This window comes from Bradyrhizobium lupini (assembly GCF_040939785.1).
Taxonomy (GTDB): Bacteria; Pseudomonadota; Alphaproteobacteria; order Rhizobiales; family Xanthobacteraceae; genus Bradyrhizobium; species Bradyrhizobium canariense_D.
Window position 1 is genome coordinate 4,976,944 of the sequence record NZ_CP162553.1, and the last position, 21,102, is coordinate 4,998,045.

A 21,102-nucleotide genomic window follows, 5' to 3' on the forward strand; every position below is an offset into this window, starting at 1 on the left:
TGGATGACCCATGACGGACTCCAGCGAAGCCAACAAGGAGCGCAATCGCGAGATCGCGCAGAATGAAGAGGCCAAGCAGGTTACCGGCAGCATCCGCGTCAGCACCTGGGCGGTCGCGGTCGTCGTCATCATCGGCGGAATCCTGTTCACGCTCGGCTGGCTGGCGCTGAAGTAGTCGGCGCCCTCACTTCGCGTAATTCGTCATCCGCTTGCCGGGCAGCAGCTCGTAGGCCCGCCTCCAGCCGGGCAGCGCGGCCATGCGGCCAAGCCAGGCGTGAATGGCGGGATAGCTTTCCGCGAAATCAAAGCCGTGCTCGTCGCTCGGATAGTGCAGATAGGCCATCATCGAGATATCGGCGACGGTCGGCCTGGTTCCGATCGCGAATTGATTGTGCTGGAGATGACCGTCGAGAATGCCGAGAAAATCCTCGAGGCGCCGGCGAAAATGTTTCAGCACCTGCGGATCGTTGTTTTGTGTGAAGGCGCGCATGAAGCGGTAGGTCGCCATGTAGCCGGTGAGCTTGTGGTTGTCCCAGAACAGCCAGCGCAGCAGCTCGAACTTTTCCTCCTCGGTCTCGGCACCGAAACGCCCGAACTGCTCGGCAAGCTTGAGCAGGAGCGGCGCGGTCTGCGTCATCTTCACACCGTCGATTTCGAGCACGGGAATCTCGCCCATCTCGTTCACGCTCTTGCGCCATTCCGGCGTGCGCGTGACGCCGCCGACAAAGTCGGTCCAGACCGGCTCGAATCTCTCGCCGCAAAGTGTCAGCATCAGCGCCAGCTTGTAGCTGTTGCCGGATTCGGGGAAGTAGTGCAGGCGGTAGCTGGGCATGGGACCTCGCGATGACTGTGATTGTTGAAGCGATCTACGTCGTCGTCCCGGCGAAGGCCGGGACCCATAACCACCGAACGCAGTTTGGCGAAGATTTGGAGTTATCAGCTTCGTTCGACAACTTCCTCTCTGGGATATGGGTCCCGGCCTTCGCCGGGACGACAGCGTGGATGTATGACCGCTGTCGGCTCCTTACCCCACAGCCCCCTGCGACCGCAGCTGCTTGATCGCGGCCTCATCGTATCCCGCGCCGCGCAAAATTTCGTCACTGTGCTCGCCGACGTCGGGCGGCTTGCGCGGCTGCACTTTCTTGGCGCCGTCGATCCAGATCGGGCTGGAGATGGTGAGCATGGCGTCGTTCTCGAACGGCACTAGCACCTCGTTATCGAGCATCTGCTTGTCGTTCGGGATGTCGTCCAAAATGCCGACAATGCCAAACACCAGTCCGTTGCCGTCGAGGATCTTGCGCCATTCGGCGAGATCCTTGGTCGCAAAGGTCTCGTCAAAGATCTTGATCAGCTCGACGGAGCGCGCGTGGCGGTCGGGTTTGGTGGCAAAGCGCGGGTCGGTGATGAGATCTTCGCGGCCGAGACACCTGGCCAGCGTTGGAAACTGTTTCTCTTCGCTCAGCAGTGACAGGATCAGCCAGCGGCCGTCCTTGCACTGGTAGTGGTTGGCGACCGCGTTCAACGCGCGTTCGCGCGGCCGCCGCTCGGCGAACTTGGCGCCGCAGAGCTTTGCCTGCGCCAGCACGCTCGCAGCCCACACGCCGTTCGCCATCAGATTGGAGGCGACATGCGAGCCCTTGCCGGTCTTCTCGCGCTGATAGAGCGCGGTGACGATGGCGCCGTAGAACGCCATGGCGCAGGGATGGTCGCCCATGCCGGCGACCGAGCGGGCCGGCGTCGTGTCGGTGTCGGCGCGCACGAGATCCATCAGGCCGGAGCGCGCCCAATAGGCGTTGCTGTCGAAGCCGGGCTTGTTGGCCTCTTCGCCTTTCTCGCCATAACCGGTGAAGGAGGCGTAGATCAGGCGATCATTGAGATGGGCGAGATGGTCATAGGTGATGCCGAGCTTGGTGCGCACCGGCGGCGGCATGTTGGTGATGAAGACGTCGGCCTCTTCGACCAGCTTGTAGAGCACGGCCTGCGCTTCCGGCTTTGCGAGGTCGAGCGCGATGCTCTTCTTGTTGCGGGCCTCCAGCAGCCAGGCGAAATTGTGCTCGCTGGTCGGATAGCCCGGAATGTTGGGCAGATTGCGGTAGGGATCGCCGGCACCTGGCGGCTCGATCTTGACGACATCCGCGCCGAAATCCGACAGCACGGTCGCGGCTGCTGGTGCTGCGATGAAACTCGCGCAATCCAGCACCTTGAGCCCTGCAAAAATGCCCTTTTCCATCGCGGCGTTGCTCCCTCACTCGTGTTGTTTCCCGCGCGCTGGAATTGGCGAGGGCCACGTCACGGCAGCATTAGACCGATGTTTCGGCGGGATGCAACGCTCCTCGCCGCGCCTCACTCATCCCCTGCGAGCAGGGCAGCATTGCCGCCGGCTGCTGCGGTGTTGATCGTCACGGTCTGCTCGGTCGCAAAGCGCGTGAGGTAGTGCGGGCCGCCGGCTTTCGGGCCGGTTCCGGACAGGCCGTTGCCGCCGAACGGCTGCACGCCAACCACGGCACCGATCATGTTGCGGTTGACGTAGATGTTGCCGATCTGGACGCGGTCGACGATCGCCTCGATCGTATCGTCAATGCGGGAGTGGATGCCGAGCGTCAGCCCGTAGCCGGTGCGCTCGATCGCTTGCAGGACGCGTTCGAGATTTTCCGCACGATAGCGCACGACGTGGAGGATCGGGCCGAACACCTCCTCGGTGAGCTGGCCGGCATCCCCAAGCTCGAAGATGTGCGGCGCCACGAAGCAGCCCTCCGGCGCGGTGCCGGCAAAGTGCAGCCGTGCCTCTCTCCTCATCCGTGCGATATGCGCATCGAGGCGCTGCTTGGCCTCGACATCGATCACCGGCCCGATATGGGTCGCGACGTCGCTTGGATCGCCGATCTTCAACTCGCGCGCCGCGCCCGCGATCATCTCGATCATGCGGTCGGCTACGTCCTCCTGCACGAACAGCAGCCGCAGCGCCGAGCAGCGCTGGCCGGCGGAACGAAACGCCGAGGTGACGACGTCGTCCGCGACCTGCTCTGGCAACGCGGTCGCATCCGCGATCATGGTGTTGATGCCGCCGGTCTCCGCGATCAGCGGCACGATCGGCCCGTCCTTGGCTGCCAGCGCCCGGTTGATGCTGCGCGCGACCTCGGTCGATCCGGTGAAGACGATTCCACCGATATCGGGGTGCGCGGCCAGTGCGGCGCCGATGCGGCCGTCGCCAGTGACGAGGTGCAACGCGCTTGCGGGGATGCCGGCCTCGTGCAGCAGCCGCACCGCCTCGACCGCGATGCGCGGGGTCTGCTCTGCGGGCTTGGCCACCACGCTGTTGCCGGCCATCAGCGCCGCCGTGACCTGGCCGAGGAAGATCGCCAGCGGAAAATTCCATGGCGAGATCGCCACGAAGACGCCGCGGCCGCGCATGGCCAGCGCATTGCTCTCGCCGGTCGGGCCCGGCATCGCCACATCGTTGCCGAACAGCTTGCGACCCTGCACGGCATAATAGCGGCAGAAGTCGGTGGCCTCGCGCAGCTCCGACAGCGCATCGTCGAGCGTCTTGCCGCCCTCGCGTTGCAGCAGCGCTATGAAATGGGGCGCGCGGTTCTCCAGAAGATGCGCGGCCTGCTCCAGCGCCGCCGCGCGCGTGGCTGCGGGTGTCCGGCTCCAGGCGGCAAAGCCGGCGCGCGCGGCAGCCACTGCCGCATTGGCCTGATCCGGCGTTGCGTCCGCGATCGGCTTGAGGTCGATCGTCTCGGCTTTGACCTCCGTCAGCAACCCGTCGAGCGCGGCGCGCGCGCCGAATTCGACGCCGCGCGAATTGCGCCGCTCCGGCGCGAACAGGTCGCCCGGCAACGGAATCTTGGGATGGGCCGCGTGCTGCGGCCGGACGATGGCATCCGCCGGGCGCTGCAACAGCGCCGTAACCGGCACGCGATAATCGGACGCTTGCGCCACGAAGGAGGAGTTGGCACCGTTCTCCAACAGTCGCCGCACCAGATAGGCGAGCAGGTCGCGATGGCTGCCGACCGGGGCGTAGGTGCGGTAGGCGATCTCCGGGTGATCCTTGGCGAGCTGCTCGTAGAGCGCCTCGCCCATGCCGTGCAGGCGCTGGAATTCGAAGCCGCCGTTCGCACCGGCAAGCTCCAGCACGGTCGCGACGCTCAGCGCGTTATGGGTGGCGAATTGCGGGAAGATGCGTGGCCGCAGACTCAACAGCTTTTGAGCGCAGGCGACGTAGTTCAGATCCGTCATCGCCTTGCGGGTGAACACGGGATAGCCGTCGAGCCCGCGCTCCTGCGCGCGCTTGATCTCGGTGTCCCAATAGGCGCCCTTGACCAGCCGCACCATCAGCTTGCGGTCGTGCGCCCGGGCGAGCGCATCGACATAGTCGATCACGTCGCCGGCGCGCTTCTGATAGGCCTGGATCGCGAGGCCAAATCCGTCCCAACCGGCAAGCGAGGGATCGGCGAGCGTTGCCGCAATCACGTCGAGGGACAATTCCAGCCGGTCGGCTTCCTCGGCGTCGACGGTGAAGTTGAGATCATGGACCTTGGCGCGCTGCGCCAGGTCCAGCAGTTGCGGCACCAGCTCGGCCATCACACCGTCGCGGCTGATTGCCTCGAAGCGCGGATGCAGCGCCGACAGCTTGACGGAGATGCCGGGCCGATCGGGCAGGGGATGGCTGCCCGCCGCCTTGCCGATAGTCAGAATCGCGCTGGCATAGGCGTCGAAATATCGCCTTGCGTCGGTGGCGGTGCGGGCGCCTTCGCCGAGCATGTCGAAGGAATAGCGCTGCCTCTCGCCGGAGCGCGGCCGGGCCCGCTCCAAGGCCTGCGCGATGGTCTCCCCCAGCACGAAATGATTTCCCATCAGCCGCATCGCCTGGCGCGTGGCGGTGCGCACGGCGGGTGCGCCCAGCCGCTTCACCAGCCGGCCGATGGTGCCATCGGGCGTCTCGCCGGGCTGGATCACCCGCGCCGAGAGGCCCAATGCCCAGGCCGAGGCGTTGACCAGGAAGGCGGTGGACTTGGTCTCGTGGTGGATGAAGTCGCCCTCGCCGAGCTTGTCCTCGATGAACTGGTCGGCGGTGCGCGCGTCCGGCACGCGCAACAGGGCCTCGGCCAGCACCATCAAGGCCAGCCCTTCCTTGGTCGAGAGCGCAAATTCCCGCAGCATATCCTCGACTCCACCAAGCCGGTCGTCGCGCTTGCGGATGGCTTCGATCAGCCGCGTCGCGGTGCGATCGATCCGCGCCTCCTGCGGCGGGCCGAGATGCACAGATGGCAAAAGGCGCGCGGCGATATCGGCGTCATCGGGCGCGTAGGCGGCGGAGAAGGGAGGCGGAATGTTCGGCATGGCGTGTCCTGTGGCTTCAATTCAGGATAATGCCCACGCTACCTTAGCTCGATAGACAATTTAGCTCATTCGGCTTAGAAAATGAAGTCGCCCAGTCATTTAACCTTACGGAATATGGAATTAGATCGAACCGACCGGAAGATCCTCTCGATTTTGCAGCAGGACGGGCGAATCGCCAATGTCGAGCTCGCGGAGCGCATTGGGCTGTCGCCGACCTCGATCGGCGAACGGCTGAAGCGTTTGCAGCGAGAGGGCTTTATCGAGGGCTATGGCGCGCGGCTCAACCCGCACCGGCTCGGCCTCGGCCTCCTGGTGTTTGTCGAAGTGCTGCTCGACAAGACCACGCCCGACAATTTCGAGCGTTTTGCCCGCGCGGTGAAGCTCGCGCCCGAGGTGCTGGAGTGTCACATGGTCGCCGGCGGCTTCGACTATCTTGTGAAGGCGCGGCTGGCAGACATGGCTGCGTATCGACGTTTCCTCGGCGAGACCTTGTTGTCGATGCCCGGCGTGCGCGAAACGCGAACCTATGCGGTGATGGAGGAGATCAAGCGCGACGCACCATTGCCGGTGGACTAACGAAGTGCCGTCGCGATTGTCATTGCTGTGGCGTCCAATGGGCGGTCTTCGCGGGCAAATAGCTTGCCGTGTGCAATCGCAACGCCTGTCGTCGAGTGCACTGACCGTCTTCTAAAATTTCTTGGCCCGGCTCCCGGATTGATCCGGGAGTTAGCAAAAGCCGGCGGGCTTATACTTTGAGGTTCTCTGCGGAGCTTTTGCCTCGGTTTGCGATCTCTTCATATTCCACCGTCTGTCCTTCGTTCAGGGACGACAGACCGGCTTTCTGCACTGCCGAGATATGCACGAACACATCCTTGCCGCCCGACGCAGGCTGGATAAATCCATAACCCTTCGTCGGGTTGAACCACTTGACCGTACCTTTAGCCATCACGACTTCTCCGCGGGTCTTCCTCCGAGATCTCGAACCGCCAGTCCCCGCCAACCGGCCGGTTCGGTCCTAATACGATACGCGGAATGTGGCTGGCTTGGTAGCTCAAACCACATCGGCATTTCGGCGAATTCCGCTCAACTTCGCGGCGTTTTTGCCGGATTTGCCCTTTTCGCGGTCACTTGGTCGGCGCGCCGCGCGCCATCCGTCAATAAGTCGCGGCCAGATAATCGACGATCTTGCTGACATCGGCATCGTCGATGGGGGCGCCATAGACCTTGATCATCTTGGTCACCTCGGCCTGCCAGAAACCTTTCTTGTCCTTCATCGGCGGCTGCGTGTTGATGTAGTCGGCGGAGTGGCAGGCGCTGCAATTGCCCTGCACGACTTCGAGATTGGGCCCGGGCTTGAACGCCGCGACCTCATCGGGGGTCTTGTAATTGACCGGTGCTGCAAGTGCCGAACCCACCACGGCGGCGAGGGCGAGCGTGATGGCGAGGAAAACGGTGCGCTGCATGATCATTCCCCTCAAGCCACGGTGACGCGGACGGTTTCGACGACGTTGCGCAAGTAACCCGCCGGATTCCAGCGCGGCGTATCCGGCTGGGTTTCGCCGCCATTGCCGGTGGCGCGCACCTTGAGCTCGTAGGAGCCCGCCGCGAGCTTCACCGGCAGCGTCCATTCACGGAATGAGTATTTGCCAAGATCCTTGCCGAGCCTGGCGTTGGTCCAGGTCTTGCCGCCGTCGGTGGAGACCGCGACCTCCTTGATACCCTTGCCGCCGTCGAAGGCGATGCCGCGCAGCGTCGTGCCGCCTGCTTTCAGCTTGGCTCCGTCGGGGACGCTGGTGATGAAGGAACGGATGGTGAAGCGGTTGATCGGGATCGTCGCCTTCGGCGCGGTGCCCGGCTCGACCGCATTGTTCGGCGTGTCCGGAATGCGATAGGCCGACTTCATCCAGAACCCGTCATAGACATTGTCGACGACGGTGATCTCGTTGAGGTGCTTGACCCAATACGTGCCGAAATAGCCGGGCACGATCAGGCGCAGCGGAAAGCCGTTGAGGAACGGCAGGTCTTCGCCGTTCATGCCATAGGCCAGCATCACCTCGCCGTCGTTGGCGTGATCGATATCGAGCGCCTTGACGAAATCGGGCGTTTTGTCGCTGACCGGACCGTCCATGCCGTTGAAGGTGACCTGCTTGGCGCCGCTCTGCACGCCCGCCATCGCCAGCACGGCCTTCAGCGGCACGCCGCGCCAGCGCGCATTGCCCATCGCGCCGTTGGCGAGCTGGCCGCCGGCCACGCGCGGATCCAGGAAGCCGCGGCTGTTGCCGGAGCACTGGTTGACGGCGACGATCTCGGTCGCCTTCATCTTCCGGATGTCCTTCAGCGACAGCTTGAGCGGCTTGTCGACCTTGCCCTTGACCTCGAGGGTGAACTTGTCGGGGTCGAGATTGTAGGGCAGGTCGGAAAGGTGATAGCGCACGAAGAACGCGTTATTCGGCGTGATCGGGCCGTCGTTGAACACCGCGAAGGGCGTCTCGAGCTGCGGCGGGCGGCTGGTCAGGCCGATCATCGGCCGCTTCTGCGGATATTTCACCAAAGGCCGTTCGCCATTGGCAAAGGGCAGGGCGACGGTGTCGAGTGCCAGCGCTTTGGTCGAGTTCAGTGCAGTCGCAACAGCGGCAAGGCCCGCTCCTTTGAGCAGGTCGCGTCGATCGAACATGTGGTCTCCTCCCGGAGCTTTTCGTTGGATCACGGTCATCACCGCGATCTCTCACTCATCTGTCGCAACGACTCAGATGAAGTCAATTCGTGCTTTCGCAGCAGGCCCATGCCGCTGCGTTGCAGCAAGCCGGTGTTACGCCGCGACGCGTTCGCCGCGATCGACGAGCGCGGACAGCTCCCTCGCGTCCGCAACCACACGCACCGCCATCGGTTCGTCGCGGCCGCGGATCGCGACCTCCTGCTGCGGCAGCGCATCGTCGGCAAGGCCGGCGGTCCGGCGGACTTCCTCCGAGACGATCGCTTCGCAGGCCAGCGTCTTGGTCATGTCCTGGAGGCGGGCCGCGACGTTGACAGCATCGCCCAGCGCCGTGAAGACGATGTGATCGCGATAGCCGATGTCACCGATGATGACCTCGCCGCCATGGATGCCGATGCCGAAGCGGATCGGCTGGCGTAGATCGTGGGACAGGAGCTCGTTGAGCTCATCGATATGCCTGGCGATGCCGGCGGCGGCCTTCAGCGCCTGCCGGCAGGCGGTTTGCGGATCGGCGCTCAGTCCGAACAGCGCCAGCATGCCGTCGCCGACAAATTGGTTCGGCTGGCCGCCATTCTCGATCACAGCCTGCGAGACGGCGCCGAGGAAGCGGTTGACGATGAACACGGTGTCGAACGGCAGCCGCTTCTCGGCCAGCTGCGTCGAGCCGCGCATATCCACGAACAGGCTGACGAGATAGCGCTCCTGGCCGATTCTGGCAGGCGTCGAGGCCTTTGTGTTCGCCGAAAGGGTATGCGCGGTGAAGAGCTGGAAGAAGGAGAGATCCGACGTCGGCCGCAGCTGGCAGGCCAGCCTGATCGAGGGGTCACTGGTGCCGACACGGGTGAGCACGAACGCCTCGCGCTGCGACGGCTCGGGCAGGGCGCCATGATCGCCGATGATGCGGATGCGGCAGGTCGAGCAGCGGGCGCGGCCGCCGCAGACGCTGGCATGCGGCACATTGTGGCGCAGGCTCGCTTCCAGCACGGAGAGGCCCTTGGGAACGCGCACCGTCTTGCCGTTGCCGTAGGACAGCGCGATCATGCCGCCGCGCCGCTCGCGCAGGGCGCGCGCGCCACGCGCCAGCAGCGCCAAAGCGAGCAGTCCGAGATAGCCGGCGGTGAGGCCGCCGGTGATGCGGTCGAGCATCGCGGCCTCTGCCGTGGTGCCCAGCTGGCGGCGCGTGAGATTGTGCGTCCGCCATTCCCCGTCGTCGGCCTCGACCTCGACGCTGCGGCCACCCTGGTAGACACCCAGCAGCGACAGCGTCGGGATCAGCACGGCAGCCGCGAGCAGATAGGGCGCCGCGCGCGTGAAGAACGGTTTGAGGCGAAGCCAGAAATAGATGCCGATGCAGCCGTGCACCCAGGCGATGAGAAGCAGGATCGTCATGGTCCAGATACGGTTCGACGCGACGAAGAACAGATAGAGTTCCTGCGGATAGAGTTTTTGGTGTCCGTAAAGCGTCTGACCGAGCCGCACCCCGATCACATGCGCCATGACCAGCGCGGGGATGCTCAAGCCCAGCACGAGCTGCAGCGGCTCGACCGTCCGCCAACGGAACTGCCGGCGCTGATACAACGCGTAGATGCCGAGCCCCATATGCGTGAGCGCCGCCGTGTAGAACACGATCGCAACCGGCAGGAACTGCCAGAACAGCATGTGGTAGTAGACCCCGATCTCCATGGCATCGACCGAGATGTTGCCGAGCGCATGGTTGAGGAAATGGCTGACCACATAGGCGAACAGGATGACACCGCAAACCAGCCGCACCTGGCGTACGCTGATGGCGCGGGAAAGATCGGAAAATCGTGTGGATGCGGTTGCGGCCATGATTCTGTTGTATCAGTTCATGAAGGAGAACAGCCAGCGTCGCGTTTAATTCCGGGGGTGGATAGCGCGCCCGATCACATGCGCGGCAAGCTGCCGCAATCTCCGTGTCGTCCTGGACAAGCACCCCCGGGGGCGCACGCGGATCCGGGACGACGGTACCCAACATTGACTCCCCCTCTCAGGTTGGCGAAAAGCGCCGCCGTGAGGACAGCTCCCGACATCACGATGCTCCCCGCCGGCGCGGCGCGCCGGCCGCTCGTCATGGCCGCGGCGATCATCGCCGCGATGACGCTGCTGCGCATCGTCTACGCCTCGGCCATCGAGCTGCGCACGGACGAGGCCTATTACTGGACCTGGTCGCAGGAGACGGCGCTCAGCTTCCTGGATCATCCCCCCGGCATCGCCTGGCTGATCCGGTTCGGTACTGCGATCTTCGGCGACACCACACTCGGTGTGCGCTTCGGCGGCATCGTCGCGATGCTGGTGACGCAGCTCCTGCTCGCGGACATCGTCCGCCGCCTCACTCATGATGTGCGCGCCGTCGTGCTCGCGGTGCTGATGCCGGAGGCCGCGCTCTATTACGGACTGCTGATGGCCAAGGTCGCGCCCGATGTCGCCATGATCCCGTTTGCGGTGGCAATGATGTGGTGCCTGGTGCGGCTCGCGCAGGGCGGCGACGGCCGCTGGTGGCTCGCGGCCGGCCTGTTCGCCGGGCTCGCGATGCTGTCGAAATTTACCGTGATCATGTTCGCACCGGCGGTTGCCGCCTTTCTGCTGGTGCCGGATTGGCGCTGGCGCTGGTTGCGCAGCCCCTATCCTTATCTCGCGGTCCTGATCGCAATCGCCGTGTTCTCGCCGGTCCTGATCTGGAACGTGCAGCACGACTGGGCCGCGATTCGCTTCCAGGGTGTGCGCGCCACCACCAGCTACGGCATCTCGCTCCGCACATTCGGCGACTACATCGGCCTGCAATTCGGACTGGTCGGCTTCGTCATGCTGCCGGTGGTACTGACGGGGGTGGTGCTGACGGCGTGGCGCGGCTATAGCACGCGCGAGCCGGTCGCGATTTTGCTGTCGACCGCCGTCCTGGTGCCGTTTCTCTATTTCCTGGGGAAATCGCTGACCCTCCGCGTCGGCGACACCTGGCCGATGTTCATGTGGCCGGTCGGTTTCGCCGCCGCCGCTGTCAACCTCACCATGCTGTCGCGTGAAAAATGGTCGGCGCGGATGATCAGATCGTCGCTGTTCTGGGTCAACACGGCGGTGGTCTCCGGCACCGCCTTTGTCGTCATCGTGTTCCTCTACTACGTCGCCGCGCCCTGGAATTTACTTGGCAAGATCGATCCGATCGGTGCCGAGTCCGGTTACGAGCAGGTCGCCGCGCGCGCACAGGCCGCATTGGACGAGACTGGCGCGACCTGGATCGCCACCACGGACTACCGCACCTATGCCATGATGCGCTGGCTGTTCAGGGGCCGGGTGCCGGTGATCGAGATCAACGAGCGCGGCCGCTTCCAGGACTTTCGCGATCCGGGCATGGACCGGATCAAGGGCCACGTCGGCATCTATGTCGGGCGCGAGCCGGACAATCGCTCATCACTGTGGGAGAACATCCCCGCCAAGCGCGAGCCGCTCGGTCAGGTCGAGCGCCGCTGGCGCGGTCTCGTGATGGACACGTACACGCTGGAAAAGCTCACCGGCTGGACCCCGGAGCTGTCGCCGCCGAAAGACTCGCCGCTGTTCCGGTGGCGCGTGCTGGCGGGCGAGTTTGAGCGGCGTACGCTCGCCTAGCAAGGCGGCCTTCTTCCTTCTCCCCTTGCGGGAGAAGGTGGCGCGAAGCGCCGGATGAGGGGTCTCTATCCGCTAAGACGACTGCGAGAGGCGCGCGCGGAGAGAACCCCTCACCCGTCTCGCCGCTCTGCGGCGAGCCGCCCTCTCCCGCAAGGGGAGAGGGGAAAACGAGTCCGCCGCGCAAGATGGCGTTCTACTCTTCCTCGTCCTTCTTCCGCAGCAGATCCGTCGCGAGGTCCGACAGCTTCGGCGGCGGCAGTGCGGCGAACGGCAGCGGTCGTGTGACGTCGATTGCGGCGAGGCCGAGCCGCGCCGTCAGCAATCCATTTAGCATGCCTTCGCCCAGCCGCTGCGACAGCTTCGCCGCAATGCCGTGGCCGAGCATCTGCTGCACCAGGCTGTCGCTCGCCGCCATGCCGCCGGTGATGGCGAGATGAGCGATGACATGGCGGAGCAGGCGGATCATGCCGAGCGCGCCGGGCCGGCCGCCATAGAGGAAAGCGAGCTGGCGGATCAGGCGCAGCGACACGATGAACACGAACATCACGTCGATCGCCGCTCGCGGGCTCACCGCCGTGACGATCGAGACTTTTTGCGCTGCTGACGACACCAGCCGCCGCGCCTCGATGTCCAGCGGCGACATCAATTCGCGCTCGGCGAGCCGGATCATGTCGGCGCCGTCGATGATCTCGCCGGCGTGGCTCTCCAGGGCGGCACGGGCGCGCGCGAGCTGCGGGTTCTGGTGCGCGATCTTGAGCAGATCCTGCACGATGATGCGGCTCTCCTTGCGATCGTCGCTGGCAAGAACAGCGGCTGCGCGCTGATGCAGCTTTTCGATCGTTGCCAGCCGCGCCAGCCCGAAAGCCTCGCGTCCGGTCACCACCGCGAGCGCAAGCGCGGTGACGAAGGCAAGCGCCAGTCCGACGAAGCCGAGGCTGTCGCTGCGCGCAAACAGATCCTCGATCAGACGGACGACGCCGAGCCCGACCCCGAGCAGCGTCAGCCCGGCAACGCCGGACCAGAACATTGCGCCCCAGGGAAAGCCGCGCCGCGCCGGAAGCGTCGCTGCGATTGGCACCGGCAAATTCGCCGGATCGGGCTCCGGCGTGATCTGGATGGTGGTACGGCCGAGCCGGGTCGTCTCGTCGGCCTCGGTGACGACGACGCCGGGGTCGTCGAGCCGGAACGTCGCCGGTCGCCGTGGCTTCGATCGGTCGTTCATGACAATTTGTCTCCGATCAGGAACTGCAAGGCACGGTCGAGGCGGATGTGAGGCAGCGCCGGGTGGTCGGCCCCCTCACGTTCGAGCTTCGGCGGACGGAAGCGCAGGAAGCGAAAATCGCTCTTCCCGGCGGCCTCGGTCGAGAGGCCGCGGAATGCGTCGGTGCCGTTGAACAACGGCTCGGGATCCAAGGGCAGGTCGCCCGGAAAGGTTGCCACCTCGGTGCTGCCGTCGAAGAATTCGCCGCCGGCGCTTTCGCCCGCGGTGGGCGTTCCCAAGATCGACGGCAATTTGTCACGGCCATGCGCGACCTGCGCCTCGCGCGTGGCGCGGACGGCGGCGAGCGCGACGACGTCGATCGCCGCACCGGTATTTTCGGCGCGCGCAACGGCGCGGGTGACCGCGCGGCGCAGCACGGCCTCGAGCCGGTCATGGCTGGAATGATGCAGATGATCCGCCTTGGTCGCCGCGAACAGCACGCGGTCGATCCGCGGCCGGAACAGGCCGGAGAGGAATGTGCTGCGGCCGATGTTGAAGCAGTCGAGAATGCCCGCGAGTGCGGCTTCGAGATCGTGCAGCGCTTCGGGGCCGGCGTTGAACGCGGCGAGCGCGTCGGCCAGTACGATCTGGCGATCGAGCCGGGCAAAATGATCGCGGAAGAACGGCCGCACCACGACGTCCTTGTAGGCCTCATAGCGGCGCACCATCATCGCCCACAGCGATCCCTCCGGCGCCTGGCCACCCGCGGGTACGTCGAGCGGCGCAAAGGTCAGCGCCGGTGTGTCGGCGAGATTGCCCGGCATCAGGAAGCGGCCGGGCGGCAGCAGGCTCATCGCAAACCGCTCATCGCGGCAGCCTTGCAAATAGCCCCTGAAGAGCTTTGCGGCCGTCAGCGTCGCCTGCTCGTCCTCGCGCGCCTCGGGCTTGAGCGTTGCGAGATGCGCGTGCCAATCCGCGGCAAGATGGACGCGCGGCGCCTCGCGTGACAAGGCGAGACTTTCGGCCGACCATTGCTCAAAACTCTTCTGAAGCAGCGGCAGGTCGAGCAGCCACTCGCCGGGATAGTCGACGATGTCGAGCGTCAGCGTGCGGTCGGCGCCGTTCTGGCGCTGGTAGTCGATGAGGAGCCTGAGCTCGCTGATGTCGACAGTCGAGTTCGGCCAGCGCCGCTCCTCGATCAGCGCGCGCAGATGGCTCTCATAGGCAAAGCGCGGCACCGCGTCGTCCGGCTGCGGCGCCAGATGCGCCCGCGCGATCCGCCCGGATGAATAGGCCTCGAACACCGGAAACCGGCCGCCACGGGTGAGGCCGTGGATCAGCGCGGTAATGAACACCGTCTTGCCGGCCCGGGACAGGCCGGTAACCCCCAATCGTACCGTCGGATTGAAGAAATGCTCGCCGTAGTCGATCAGCGCCCGAGCCGACAGGCGCGCCTCCTCGATCATATCCTGGAAACTAAATGCCATATGAACGTTGGGAATCCCGGGCGAGGGCGGATAGGCAAAAAGGACTAATCACAAAAGTGGCAACTGCCTGAGGAAAATCAAGCTTCATACTTCCACCGTCTTTGTCGGCAAATCAGCCGTTTGAACGACGCGCCGATCCCGAAACACCCATACAAGAGGGTATTAACTCACCTTGCGGATTGCCATGACCGTCTTCCAATTGAAACAGCTCGCATCCTCCTCCGTCCACGCAGCCGCCGACGCGGTCGGCTGGCATTACGACCGCGCCGAGTTGATCGCCGACGGCGTGATCCACGCGATCGGCGTGCTCTGCGGCATCATTGCCGCGACCGTGCTGGTGGTGCTGACGGTGCTCTTTGCCGACGCGACCGACATCGTCGGCGTCTCGATCTACGTCGCCGGCCTGCTTTCGATGCTGGTGTTGTCGGCGACCTATAATCTGTGGCCAGTCTCGCCGGCCAAATGGCTGCTGCGGCGCTTCGACCATTCGGCGATCTATCTCCTGATCGCGGCGACCTACACGCCGTTCATCCTGGAGGTGAAGGACAGTGGGTTCGCGCTGGTGCTGCTCGCCGGCGTCTGGTGCGTGGCGCTCCTCGGCATCGTGCTGAAACTTCTCTACCCCGGCCGGTTCGACCGCGTTGCGGTCGGGATCTACCTAGCGATGGGCTGGAGCGGCATCATGCTCTACGATTCCGTGGTCAAGGCGCTGCCTGCGCTGGTGCTGGGCTTCGTCCTTGCGGGTGGACTGCTCTACAGCTTCGGCGTGATCTTTCATGCCTGGCGGCGGCTGCGCTTCCAGAATGCGATCTGGCACGGCTTTGTCTTGGCCGGCGCGGCGTGCCATTATACCGCGGTGCTCGACCTCGTGTTGAGCTGAGCAAGCTCCGCGAAGCGCAATAAGGCAAAACGGTATAAGACAAGAGGAGACGTCGCATGCAGGTGACCGGCAAGGTCGTGGTCGTCACGGGCGGCGCCAACGGCATCGGCAAGGCGCTGTGCGAAGCCTTTCACAAGGCGGGTGCGGCCAAGGTCGTCGTCGCCGACATGGACGCGGACAACGCGCGGGCGGTCGCGGCCACGGTGGATGGCGCGGCCTTCAAATGCGATGTCGCGCAGGAAAAGGATATTTCCCACGTCATCGAGGAGACCGAGCGTCAGTTCGGCCCGATCGAATTGTTCTGCTCCAATGCCGGCATCGGCGGCGGCTTCGACCCGATGTCGGTCAATGCCGGCGGCGCCTCGGATGAGCCCTGGCAGCGCAGCTGGGCGATCCACGTCATGGCGCATGTCTATGCGGCGCGGCATCTGATCCCGCGCATGAAGGCGCGCGGCGGCGGCTATTTCCTTAACACGATCTCGGCCGCCGGCCTGCTGTCGCAGGTCGGCAGCCCGGCTTACTCCACCACCAAGCATGCCGCGGTCGGCTTTGCCGAAAATCTCGCGATCTCGCACAAGGCGCACAACATCCGTGTCTCGATCCTCTGCCCGCAGGGCGTGGACACCAACATGCTGCGTTCGATCCCCAAAGGCCCGCAATCCGGCGACGGCGACCTGTCGCCCGAGCAGGTCGCCAAGGACGTGCTCGCCGGTCTCGATCAGGAGACGTTCCTGATCCTGCCGCACCCGCAGGTGCTCGGCTACATGCGCAAGAAGACCGAGAATTACGACCGTTGGATCGGCGGCATGGCCAAGATCCAGGCTAAGATGCGGGAAGATTTCGGGACGTAGGAAGGGGCCTGCCACGACCTCCGGTGTCGTCCTGGCTTTCGCCAGGACGACGGTCGGCCCTCAATGCTTCTGCCCGTACAGCACCGGCACCGCCGAATCCACGACCACCTCCACCAGGCTCGTCCCTTCGAATGCCATCCCGCGCTTGAGCGCCTCGCCCAGTTCGGCCGCCTTGCTCACCCGCACCGCATGGCAGCCCATGCCCTCGGCCAGCCGCACGAAATCGATCCCCGGCAACTCGAGTCCCGGCACGTTCCTCACCTGCATCACCTGGCTGAACGAGCGCATCGCGCCGTAGCCGGAATTGTTGATGACGATGATCGTGAGCGGCAGCTTGCGCTGCGCGGCGGTCCACAGCGCCTGGATCGAATACATCGCCGAGCCGTCACCGATCAGGCACACCGTGCGGCTCGTCGGCTTGCCGAGCGCCATGCCGACCGCGGCCGGCAGCGAGTAGCCGAGGCCTCCGCTCGCCATGGTGTAAAAACTGTCCTGGCCGCGCATCGGCATGAACTTTTGCATGGCCGGCCGGTGCGAGGGGATTTCCTCGACCAGCGACGCGCCGTCCGGCATCGCCTGCGACAGCGAATGCAGCAGGAATTCGACCGGCAGCGGATCGGCGGCTTGCGGCGTCGGCGGCAGCGTTCGCCCCTTCGGTGCCGCGCGCTTGCTCTCCGGCAAGAGGTCGAGCAGCATTGCGAGCGCCGGCTTCATCGTCGCGATGATGCTGGTGCCGACGGGCGTCACCGCCGCGGCATCCGGGTCGTCCGTGATCTGGAAGAGCGTCGCGCCGCAGTCGAAGATCGCGGCATGGCCTTCGACGTGGAAGGTGAACACCGGCGCGCCGATCACGACGACGAGGTCGTGCTCGCGCAGCGCGTCCGACAATTGCGCCGGCGAGGCATGCAGGAATCCCGCGAACTGGGGATGACGTTCCGGGAACGAGCAGCGCGCCGAAAACGGGCTGACCCAGACGCTGGCCCTGGCCTTCTCGGCGACGCGCACCATCACGTCGACCGCGCCGGCGCGATCGACGCCGGGGCCGACGACGACGGCAGGGTGCTTGGCCGAGCCGAGCGCGGTGACCAGCGCCTTCATCGCGTCAATCTCAGGCCCGATCTCGCGGCTGACGTTGCGGGCTTCGACGGGAGCCGTCGCATGCGCCCAGTCGTCGACCGGGATCGAGACGAAGGTCGGCCCGCATGGCGGCTGCATCGCGGTGTAATAGGCGCGCGCGATGGCGGCCGGAACGTCCTCGGGCCGCGCCGGCTCGACGCTGAACTTCACATAAGGCCGTGGGAATTCGGACGCACGCTCCGCATACAGGAACGCCTGCAAGGGGAGGATCGAGCGTGCCTGCTGGCCCGCGGTGATCACCAGCGGCGTCTGGTTGCGATGCGCGGTATAGATGTTACCGAGCGCGTTGCCGACGCCGGCGGCCGAATGCAGATTGACGAAGCCGGCATTGCGCGTCGCCTGCGCATAGCCGTCGGCCATGCCGACGGCGGAGGCTTCCTGAAGCGCGAGCACGTAGTCGATGTCGTCGGGCCAGTCGCTCAGGAACGGCAGCTCGGTCGAGCCGGGGTTGCCGAACACCTTCGTGATGCCGAAGGAGCGCAGCAGGTCGAGTGTCGCCTGCTTGACGGTGACGGATTTGGTTGTGGCTTTGCCGTTCTTCACCATGGTTGCCGTTCCCTGTTGTCCATCGGCGCTGCTACCTCACCCGTCATTGCGAGCGCAGCGAAGCAATCCAGAATGCCGCCGCGGCGACAGTCTGGATTGCTTCGTCGCTTCGCTCCTCGCAATGACGAGGAGAGACCATCACCACACCGCGGTCCCCTTCATCGTCGGCTGCCCCTCCGCGTTCGCGGTCCACAGCTCCATGCCATCAGCGGTCTCGTTGGCGTTGATGGAGAACTCCGAGCCCTCGAACAGCGGCTGGAGGCCGCGATAGGTGAACTTCTTCGGCGGCTTGCCGCCGCGCAGCTTCGCCGCCATCTCGATGATGAAGGTTGCCTGCAACGGCCCGTGGAAGATCAGGCCCGGATATCCCTCGACCTTGGTGACGTAGTCGCGGTCGTAATGGATGCGGTGGCCGTTGAAGGTCAGCGCGGAATAACGAAACAGCAGCACGGGATCGGAGACATGCGTCTGGCGATGCTGCGCCTTCGGCGGCGGAGGCGGCGCCTTTGCCGGCGCGGACGTCGTCGTCATCTCGCGATAGACGATGTCCTGCCGCTCGCGGATGGCGATGCCGCGCGGCGAGGAGATGCTGTGCTCGACCGAGACGAAGCACAGCGTGCCGGTCGAGCCGGTCTTCACCTGTACGTCCGCGATGCGCGAGCTCCGCGTCGATTCGTCGCCGACGCGCAGCGGCTGCAGGAACTCGATCTCGCCGCCGGCCCACATCCGGCGCGGCAGCGGCACCGGAGGCAGGAAGCCGCCGCGGGTGGGGTGGCCGTCGGGGCCGAGCATCGACATCGGAAACACCGGCTGCGCCAGGCACCAATGCACCGTGAACGGCGCCGCGTCGCCCGGCTTGGGCGCGCCGACCTCCTGGAACAGCGTCGCACGCAGGCCCTTCACGAGCTGCGCGGTGACGGTGTCGGTGGCCTCTTCGCTGCGGCCGATCCATTGCCTGAGATGATCGATGTCGAGCTTCTCGGTCATGACGCCTCGCTCTTGTTATTTCTTGGATTGGGGATTTTCGCCGATCGCCGGTACAGCACCATAGCTGCGCGTCTCGCCGACAATGATCGGCGCCGGCGCGGGATAGCTGACGCGTCCTTGCGGCGTGTCCACCTCGATGCGGCGCAGATGCGGATGCTTGGTGAGGTCCGCCATGGTGTTGACCTCGGCAAAGGCGATGTCGGCCTCGGACAGCCGCTTCAATAGCTCATCGCGCGTCATCTTGCCGAAGGCATCCGCGACCGTCTTGTCGGTGAAGTCGCGGTTGCGCACGCGCTCGACCATGTTGGCCACGCGCGGATCGGCGGGCAGATCGGGCTGGTCCAGCACTTTTGCGCAAAGCGTCTTCCATTCGCGCTCGCTCTGGATCGAGATCAGGATGTCCTTGCCGTCGCTGGACGTGAACACGCCATAGGGCGCGATCGAGGGATGGCGCAGCCCCATGCGCTTGGGCGGATTGCCGGCTTCGGAATTGAGCAGCGGCACGGTGCACCAGTCCGCCATCACGTCGAACATGGAGATGCGGATGTCGGCGCCCTTGCCGGTGCGTCCGCGCCCGATCAGCGCCTCCAGGATCGCCGCATGCGCGGTGGCGCCGGTCGCGACGTCGACGATGGACATGCCGACGCGCGAGGCGCCGTCGGGATTGCCGGTGATTGAGGCAAGGCCGCTCTCGGCCTGGATCAGGAGATCATAGGCCTTGCGGTGCGCATAGGGGCCGTCGTCGCCATAGCCGGTGATCGTGCACGAAATCAGCCTGGGATAATCCTTCAAGAGCCGCTCCCGCGAAAAGCCGAGCTTGTCCATCGAGCCCGGCTTGAGGTTCTGGATCAGCACGTCGGCGCTCGCGATCAGTCGCTCCAGTTCGGCACAACCTTCCTTGGTGGCGAGATCGACCACCGCGGATTGCTTGCCTCGGTTGAGCCACACGAAGTAGCTGCTCTGGCCCTTGGCCGCCGCGTCATAGCCGCGGGCGAAATCGCCTTCAGGCCGCTCGATCTTGATGACTTCCGCGCCGGCATCCGCCAGCCGCGACGAGCAGAACGGTGCCGCCACCGCCTGCTCGACTGCAATCACCCTGATCCCGTCAAGTGCTCCCATGATGGCTGCCTCAGTACGAGCGGGGCATGCCGAGGACGTGCTCGGCGATGAAGGACAGCACGAGGTTGGTCGAGATCGGCGCGACCTGATAGAGCCGCGTCTCACGGAATTTGCGCTCGACGTCGTACTCCTCGGCAAATCCAAAGCCGCCATGGGTCTGGACGCAGGCATTCGCCGCTTCCCACGACGCATCGGCCGCGAGCATCTTGGCCATGTTGGCCTCCGCGCCGCAGTCGAGCCCGGCCTCGTATTTGCGCGTCGCTTCCTTCACCATCAGTTCGGCCGCGCGCATCGCGGCATAGGCCTTGGCGATCGGGAACTGGATGCCTTGATTCTGGCCGATCGGTCGGCCGAAAACGCTGCGCTCCTTGGCGTAGTTGGTGGCCTTGGCGATGAACCATTTGGCGTCGCCGACGCATTCGGCAGCAATCAAAATGCGCTCGGCATTCATGCCGGAGAGGATGTAGCGAAAGCCCTTGCCCTCTTCGCCGATCAGATTTTCCGCCGGCACCTTCATGTCGGTAAAGAACACTTCGGTGGTGGCATGGTTCATCATGGTGCGGATCGGGCGGATCTCGAGGCCCTTGTTCTTGGCCTCGCGCATGTCGACGATGAACACCGAAAGGCCGTCGGTGCGCTTCTTGACCTGGTCCTTCGGCGTGGTCCGCGCCAGCAGGAGCATCAGGTCGGAATGTTCGGCGCGGCTGGTCCAGATCTTCTGGCCGTTGACCACGTAACCGGCATTGCCGTCCTTGCGCGCAAAGGTCTTCAGTGACGTGGTGTCGGTGCCGCTGGTCGGCTCGGTGACGCCGAAGGCCTGCAGCCGTAATTCGCCGCTCGCGACCTTCGGCAGATATTTTGCCTTCTGCTCGTCATTGCCGTGCCGCAGCACGGTGCCCATCGTGTACATCTGGGCGTGGCAGCCGCCGCCGTTGCAGCCCGCGCGCTGGATCTCTTCGAGGATCGCCGCGGCCGCTGAAAGCTTCAAGCCCGCGCCGCCATATTCCTCGGGGATCAGCACCGAGAGATAGCCGGCCTCGGTCAGCGCGTCGACGAAGGCCTTGGGGTAGGCCATCTCACGGTCGAGCTTGCGCCAGTATTCGCCGGGAAACTGCGCGCAGAGCTTTGCGACGGCTTCGCGGATGTCGGCGTGATCTTCGGTGTGGTGTTCTTCACTCATGGGGTTTCCCGTATGTGCGGCAGTTAAGATAACGCCG

18 protein-coding genes are annotated in these 21,102 nt (G+C 65.0%); 5 read left to right on the plus strand and 13 right to left on the minus strand.

All coding sequences use genetic code 11. The features are described from left to right. The first annotated feature begins 10 nt into the window (after positions 1-10). Entirely contained in the window at positions 11-175 is a 165-nt protein-coding gene (locus tag AB3L03_RS23620) for a hypothetical protein (RefSeq protein ID WP_007596528.1), read from the plus strand. A gap of 9 nt (positions 176-184) precedes the next feature. Here AB3L03_RS23620 and AB3L03_RS23625 read toward each other — a convergent pair whose 3' ends face one another. The 3 genes from AB3L03_RS23625 to putA form a co-directional block, all read right to left on the minus strand. Next, the gene (locus AB3L03_RS23625; protein ID WP_368507111.1) at positions 185-832 is read right to left on the minus strand and encodes a glutathione S-transferase family protein; all 648 of its coding nucleotides are present in this window, start codon (positions 830-832) and stop codon (positions 185-187) included. 192 nt (positions 833-1,024) lie between these two features. After that, positions 1,025-2,230, minus strand: coding sequence for a CaiB/BaiF CoA transferase family protein (locus tag AB3L03_RS23630; RefSeq protein ID WP_368507112.1), 1,206 nt, complete (start codon positions 2,228-2,230; stop codon positions 1,025-1,027). A 113-nt stretch (positions 2,231-2,343) separates the two neighbouring features. Beyond that, positions 2,344-5,343 carry a bifunctional proline dehydrogenase/L-glutamate gamma-semialdehyde dehydrogenase PutA gene (gene putA / locus AB3L03_RS23635; RefSeq protein ID WP_368507113.1) on the minus strand — a complete coding sequence of 1,000 codons (3,000 nt, stop codon included), beginning with the start codon at positions 5,341-5,343 and terminating at the stop codon, positions 2,344-2,346. Between the two features lie 114 nt (positions 5,344-5,457). Between putA and AB3L03_RS23640 the strand changes: the two genes are divergently transcribed. Further along, positions 5,458-5,919: an Lrp/AsnC ligand binding domain-containing protein gene (locus AB3L03_RS23640; protein ID WP_018453673.1), complete on the plus strand. Its 462-nt coding sequence runs from the start codon at positions 5,458-5,460 to the stop codon at positions 5,917-5,919. A 169-nt stretch (positions 5,920-6,088) separates the two neighbouring features. On the opposite strand, the gene AB3L03_RS23645 is transcribed toward AB3L03_RS23640, so the two are convergent. From AB3L03_RS23645 to AB3L03_RS23660, 4 genes are all read right to left on the minus strand, one after another. Further along, positions 6,089-6,289 carry a cold-shock protein gene (locus tag AB3L03_RS23645; RefSeq protein WP_007596519.1) on the minus strand — a complete coding sequence of 67 codons (201 nt, stop codon included), beginning with the start codon at positions 6,287-6,289 and terminating at the stop codon, positions 6,089-6,091. Positions 6,290-6,497: 208 nt separating this feature from the next. Beyond that, entirely contained in the window at positions 6,498-6,806 is a 309-nt protein-coding gene (locus tag AB3L03_RS23650; RefSeq protein WP_085384418.1) for a sulfite:cytochrome C oxidoreductase subunit B, read from the minus strand. 11 nt (positions 6,807-6,817) lie between these two features. Continuing rightward, the gene (locus AB3L03_RS23655; RefSeq protein ID WP_247489376.1) at positions 6,818-8,017 is read right to left on the minus strand and encodes a molybdopterin-dependent oxidoreductase; all 1,200 of its coding nucleotides are present in this window, start codon (positions 8,015-8,017) and stop codon (positions 6,818-6,820) included. A 135-nt stretch (positions 8,018-8,152) separates the two neighbouring features. Further along, entirely contained in the window at positions 8,153-9,886 is a 1,734-nt protein-coding gene (locus AB3L03_RS23660) for an adenylate/guanylate cyclase domain-containing protein (protein ID WP_368507114.1), read from the minus strand. A gap of 225 nt (positions 9,887-10,111) precedes the next feature. Here AB3L03_RS23660 and AB3L03_RS23665 point away from each other — a divergent pair, with 225 nt between their 5' ends. Beyond that, positions 10,112-11,677: a glycosyltransferase family 39 protein gene (locus tag AB3L03_RS23665; protein WP_368509069.1), complete on the plus strand. Its 1,566-nt coding sequence runs from the start codon at positions 10,112-10,114 to the stop codon at positions 11,675-11,677. Between the two features lie 193 nt (positions 11,678-11,870). On the opposite strand, the gene AB3L03_RS23670 is transcribed toward AB3L03_RS23665, so the two are convergent. Together AB3L03_RS23670 and AB3L03_RS23675 are read right to left on the minus strand one after the other, a co-directional pair. Next, complete coding sequence (locus AB3L03_RS23670; protein ID WP_247489379.1) at positions 11,871-12,899, minus strand: YcjF family protein; 1,029 nt, start codon at positions 12,897-12,899, stop codon at positions 11,871-11,873. Beyond that, positions 12,896-14,365: a YcjX family protein gene (locus AB3L03_RS23675; protein ID WP_368507115.1), complete on the minus strand. Its 1,470-nt coding sequence runs from the start codon at positions 14,363-14,365 to the stop codon at positions 12,896-12,898. Before AB3L03_RS23675 ends, AB3L03_RS23670 begins: the two co-directional genes overlap by 4 nt. Positions 14,366-14,549: 184 nt before the next feature. Here AB3L03_RS23675 and AB3L03_RS23680 point away from each other — a divergent pair, with 184 nt between their 5' ends. Together AB3L03_RS23680 and AB3L03_RS23685 are read left to right on the plus strand one after the other, a co-directional pair. After that, entirely contained in the window at positions 14,550-15,245 is a 696-nt protein-coding gene (locus AB3L03_RS23680) for a hemolysin III family protein (protein WP_018453680.1), read from the plus strand. A 56-nt stretch (positions 15,246-15,301) separates the two neighbouring features. Beyond that, positions 15,302-16,096, plus strand: coding sequence for an SDR family oxidoreductase (locus AB3L03_RS23685; protein ID WP_018453681.1), 795 nt, complete (start codon positions 15,302-15,304; stop codon positions 16,094-16,096). 60 nt (positions 16,097-16,156) lie between these two features. Here the strand turns inward: AB3L03_RS23685 and mdlC are convergent, their stop codons facing one another. The 4 genes from mdlC to AB3L03_RS23705 all read right to left on the minus strand — a co-directional run bounded on the left by mdlC (position 16,157) and on the right by AB3L03_RS23705 (position 21,065). Next, positions 16,157-17,779 (minus strand): benzoylformate decarboxylase, encoded by a 1,623-nt coding sequence (mdlC, locus tag AB3L03_RS23690; protein WP_368507116.1) that lies wholly within the window; start codon positions 17,777-17,779, stop codon positions 16,157-16,159. Positions 17,780-17,917: 138 nt separating this feature from the next. Next, a complete protein-coding gene (locus AB3L03_RS23695; RefSeq protein WP_018453683.1) occupies positions 17,918-18,766 on the minus strand; it encodes a MaoC family dehydratase N-terminal domain-containing protein in 849 nt (282 codons plus the stop codon). Positions 18,767-18,781: 15 nt separating this feature from the next. Continuing rightward, positions 18,782-19,885, minus strand: coding sequence for a CaiB/BaiF CoA transferase family protein (locus AB3L03_RS23700; RefSeq protein WP_368507117.1), 1,104 nt, complete (start codon positions 19,883-19,885; stop codon positions 18,782-18,784). Between the two features lie 10 nt (positions 19,886-19,895). Beyond that, complete coding sequence (locus tag AB3L03_RS23705) at positions 19,896-21,065, minus strand: acyl-CoA dehydrogenase family protein (protein ID WP_007614510.1); 1,170 nt, start codon at positions 21,063-21,065, stop codon at positions 19,896-19,898. Positions 21,066-21,102 lie beyond the last annotated feature (37 nt).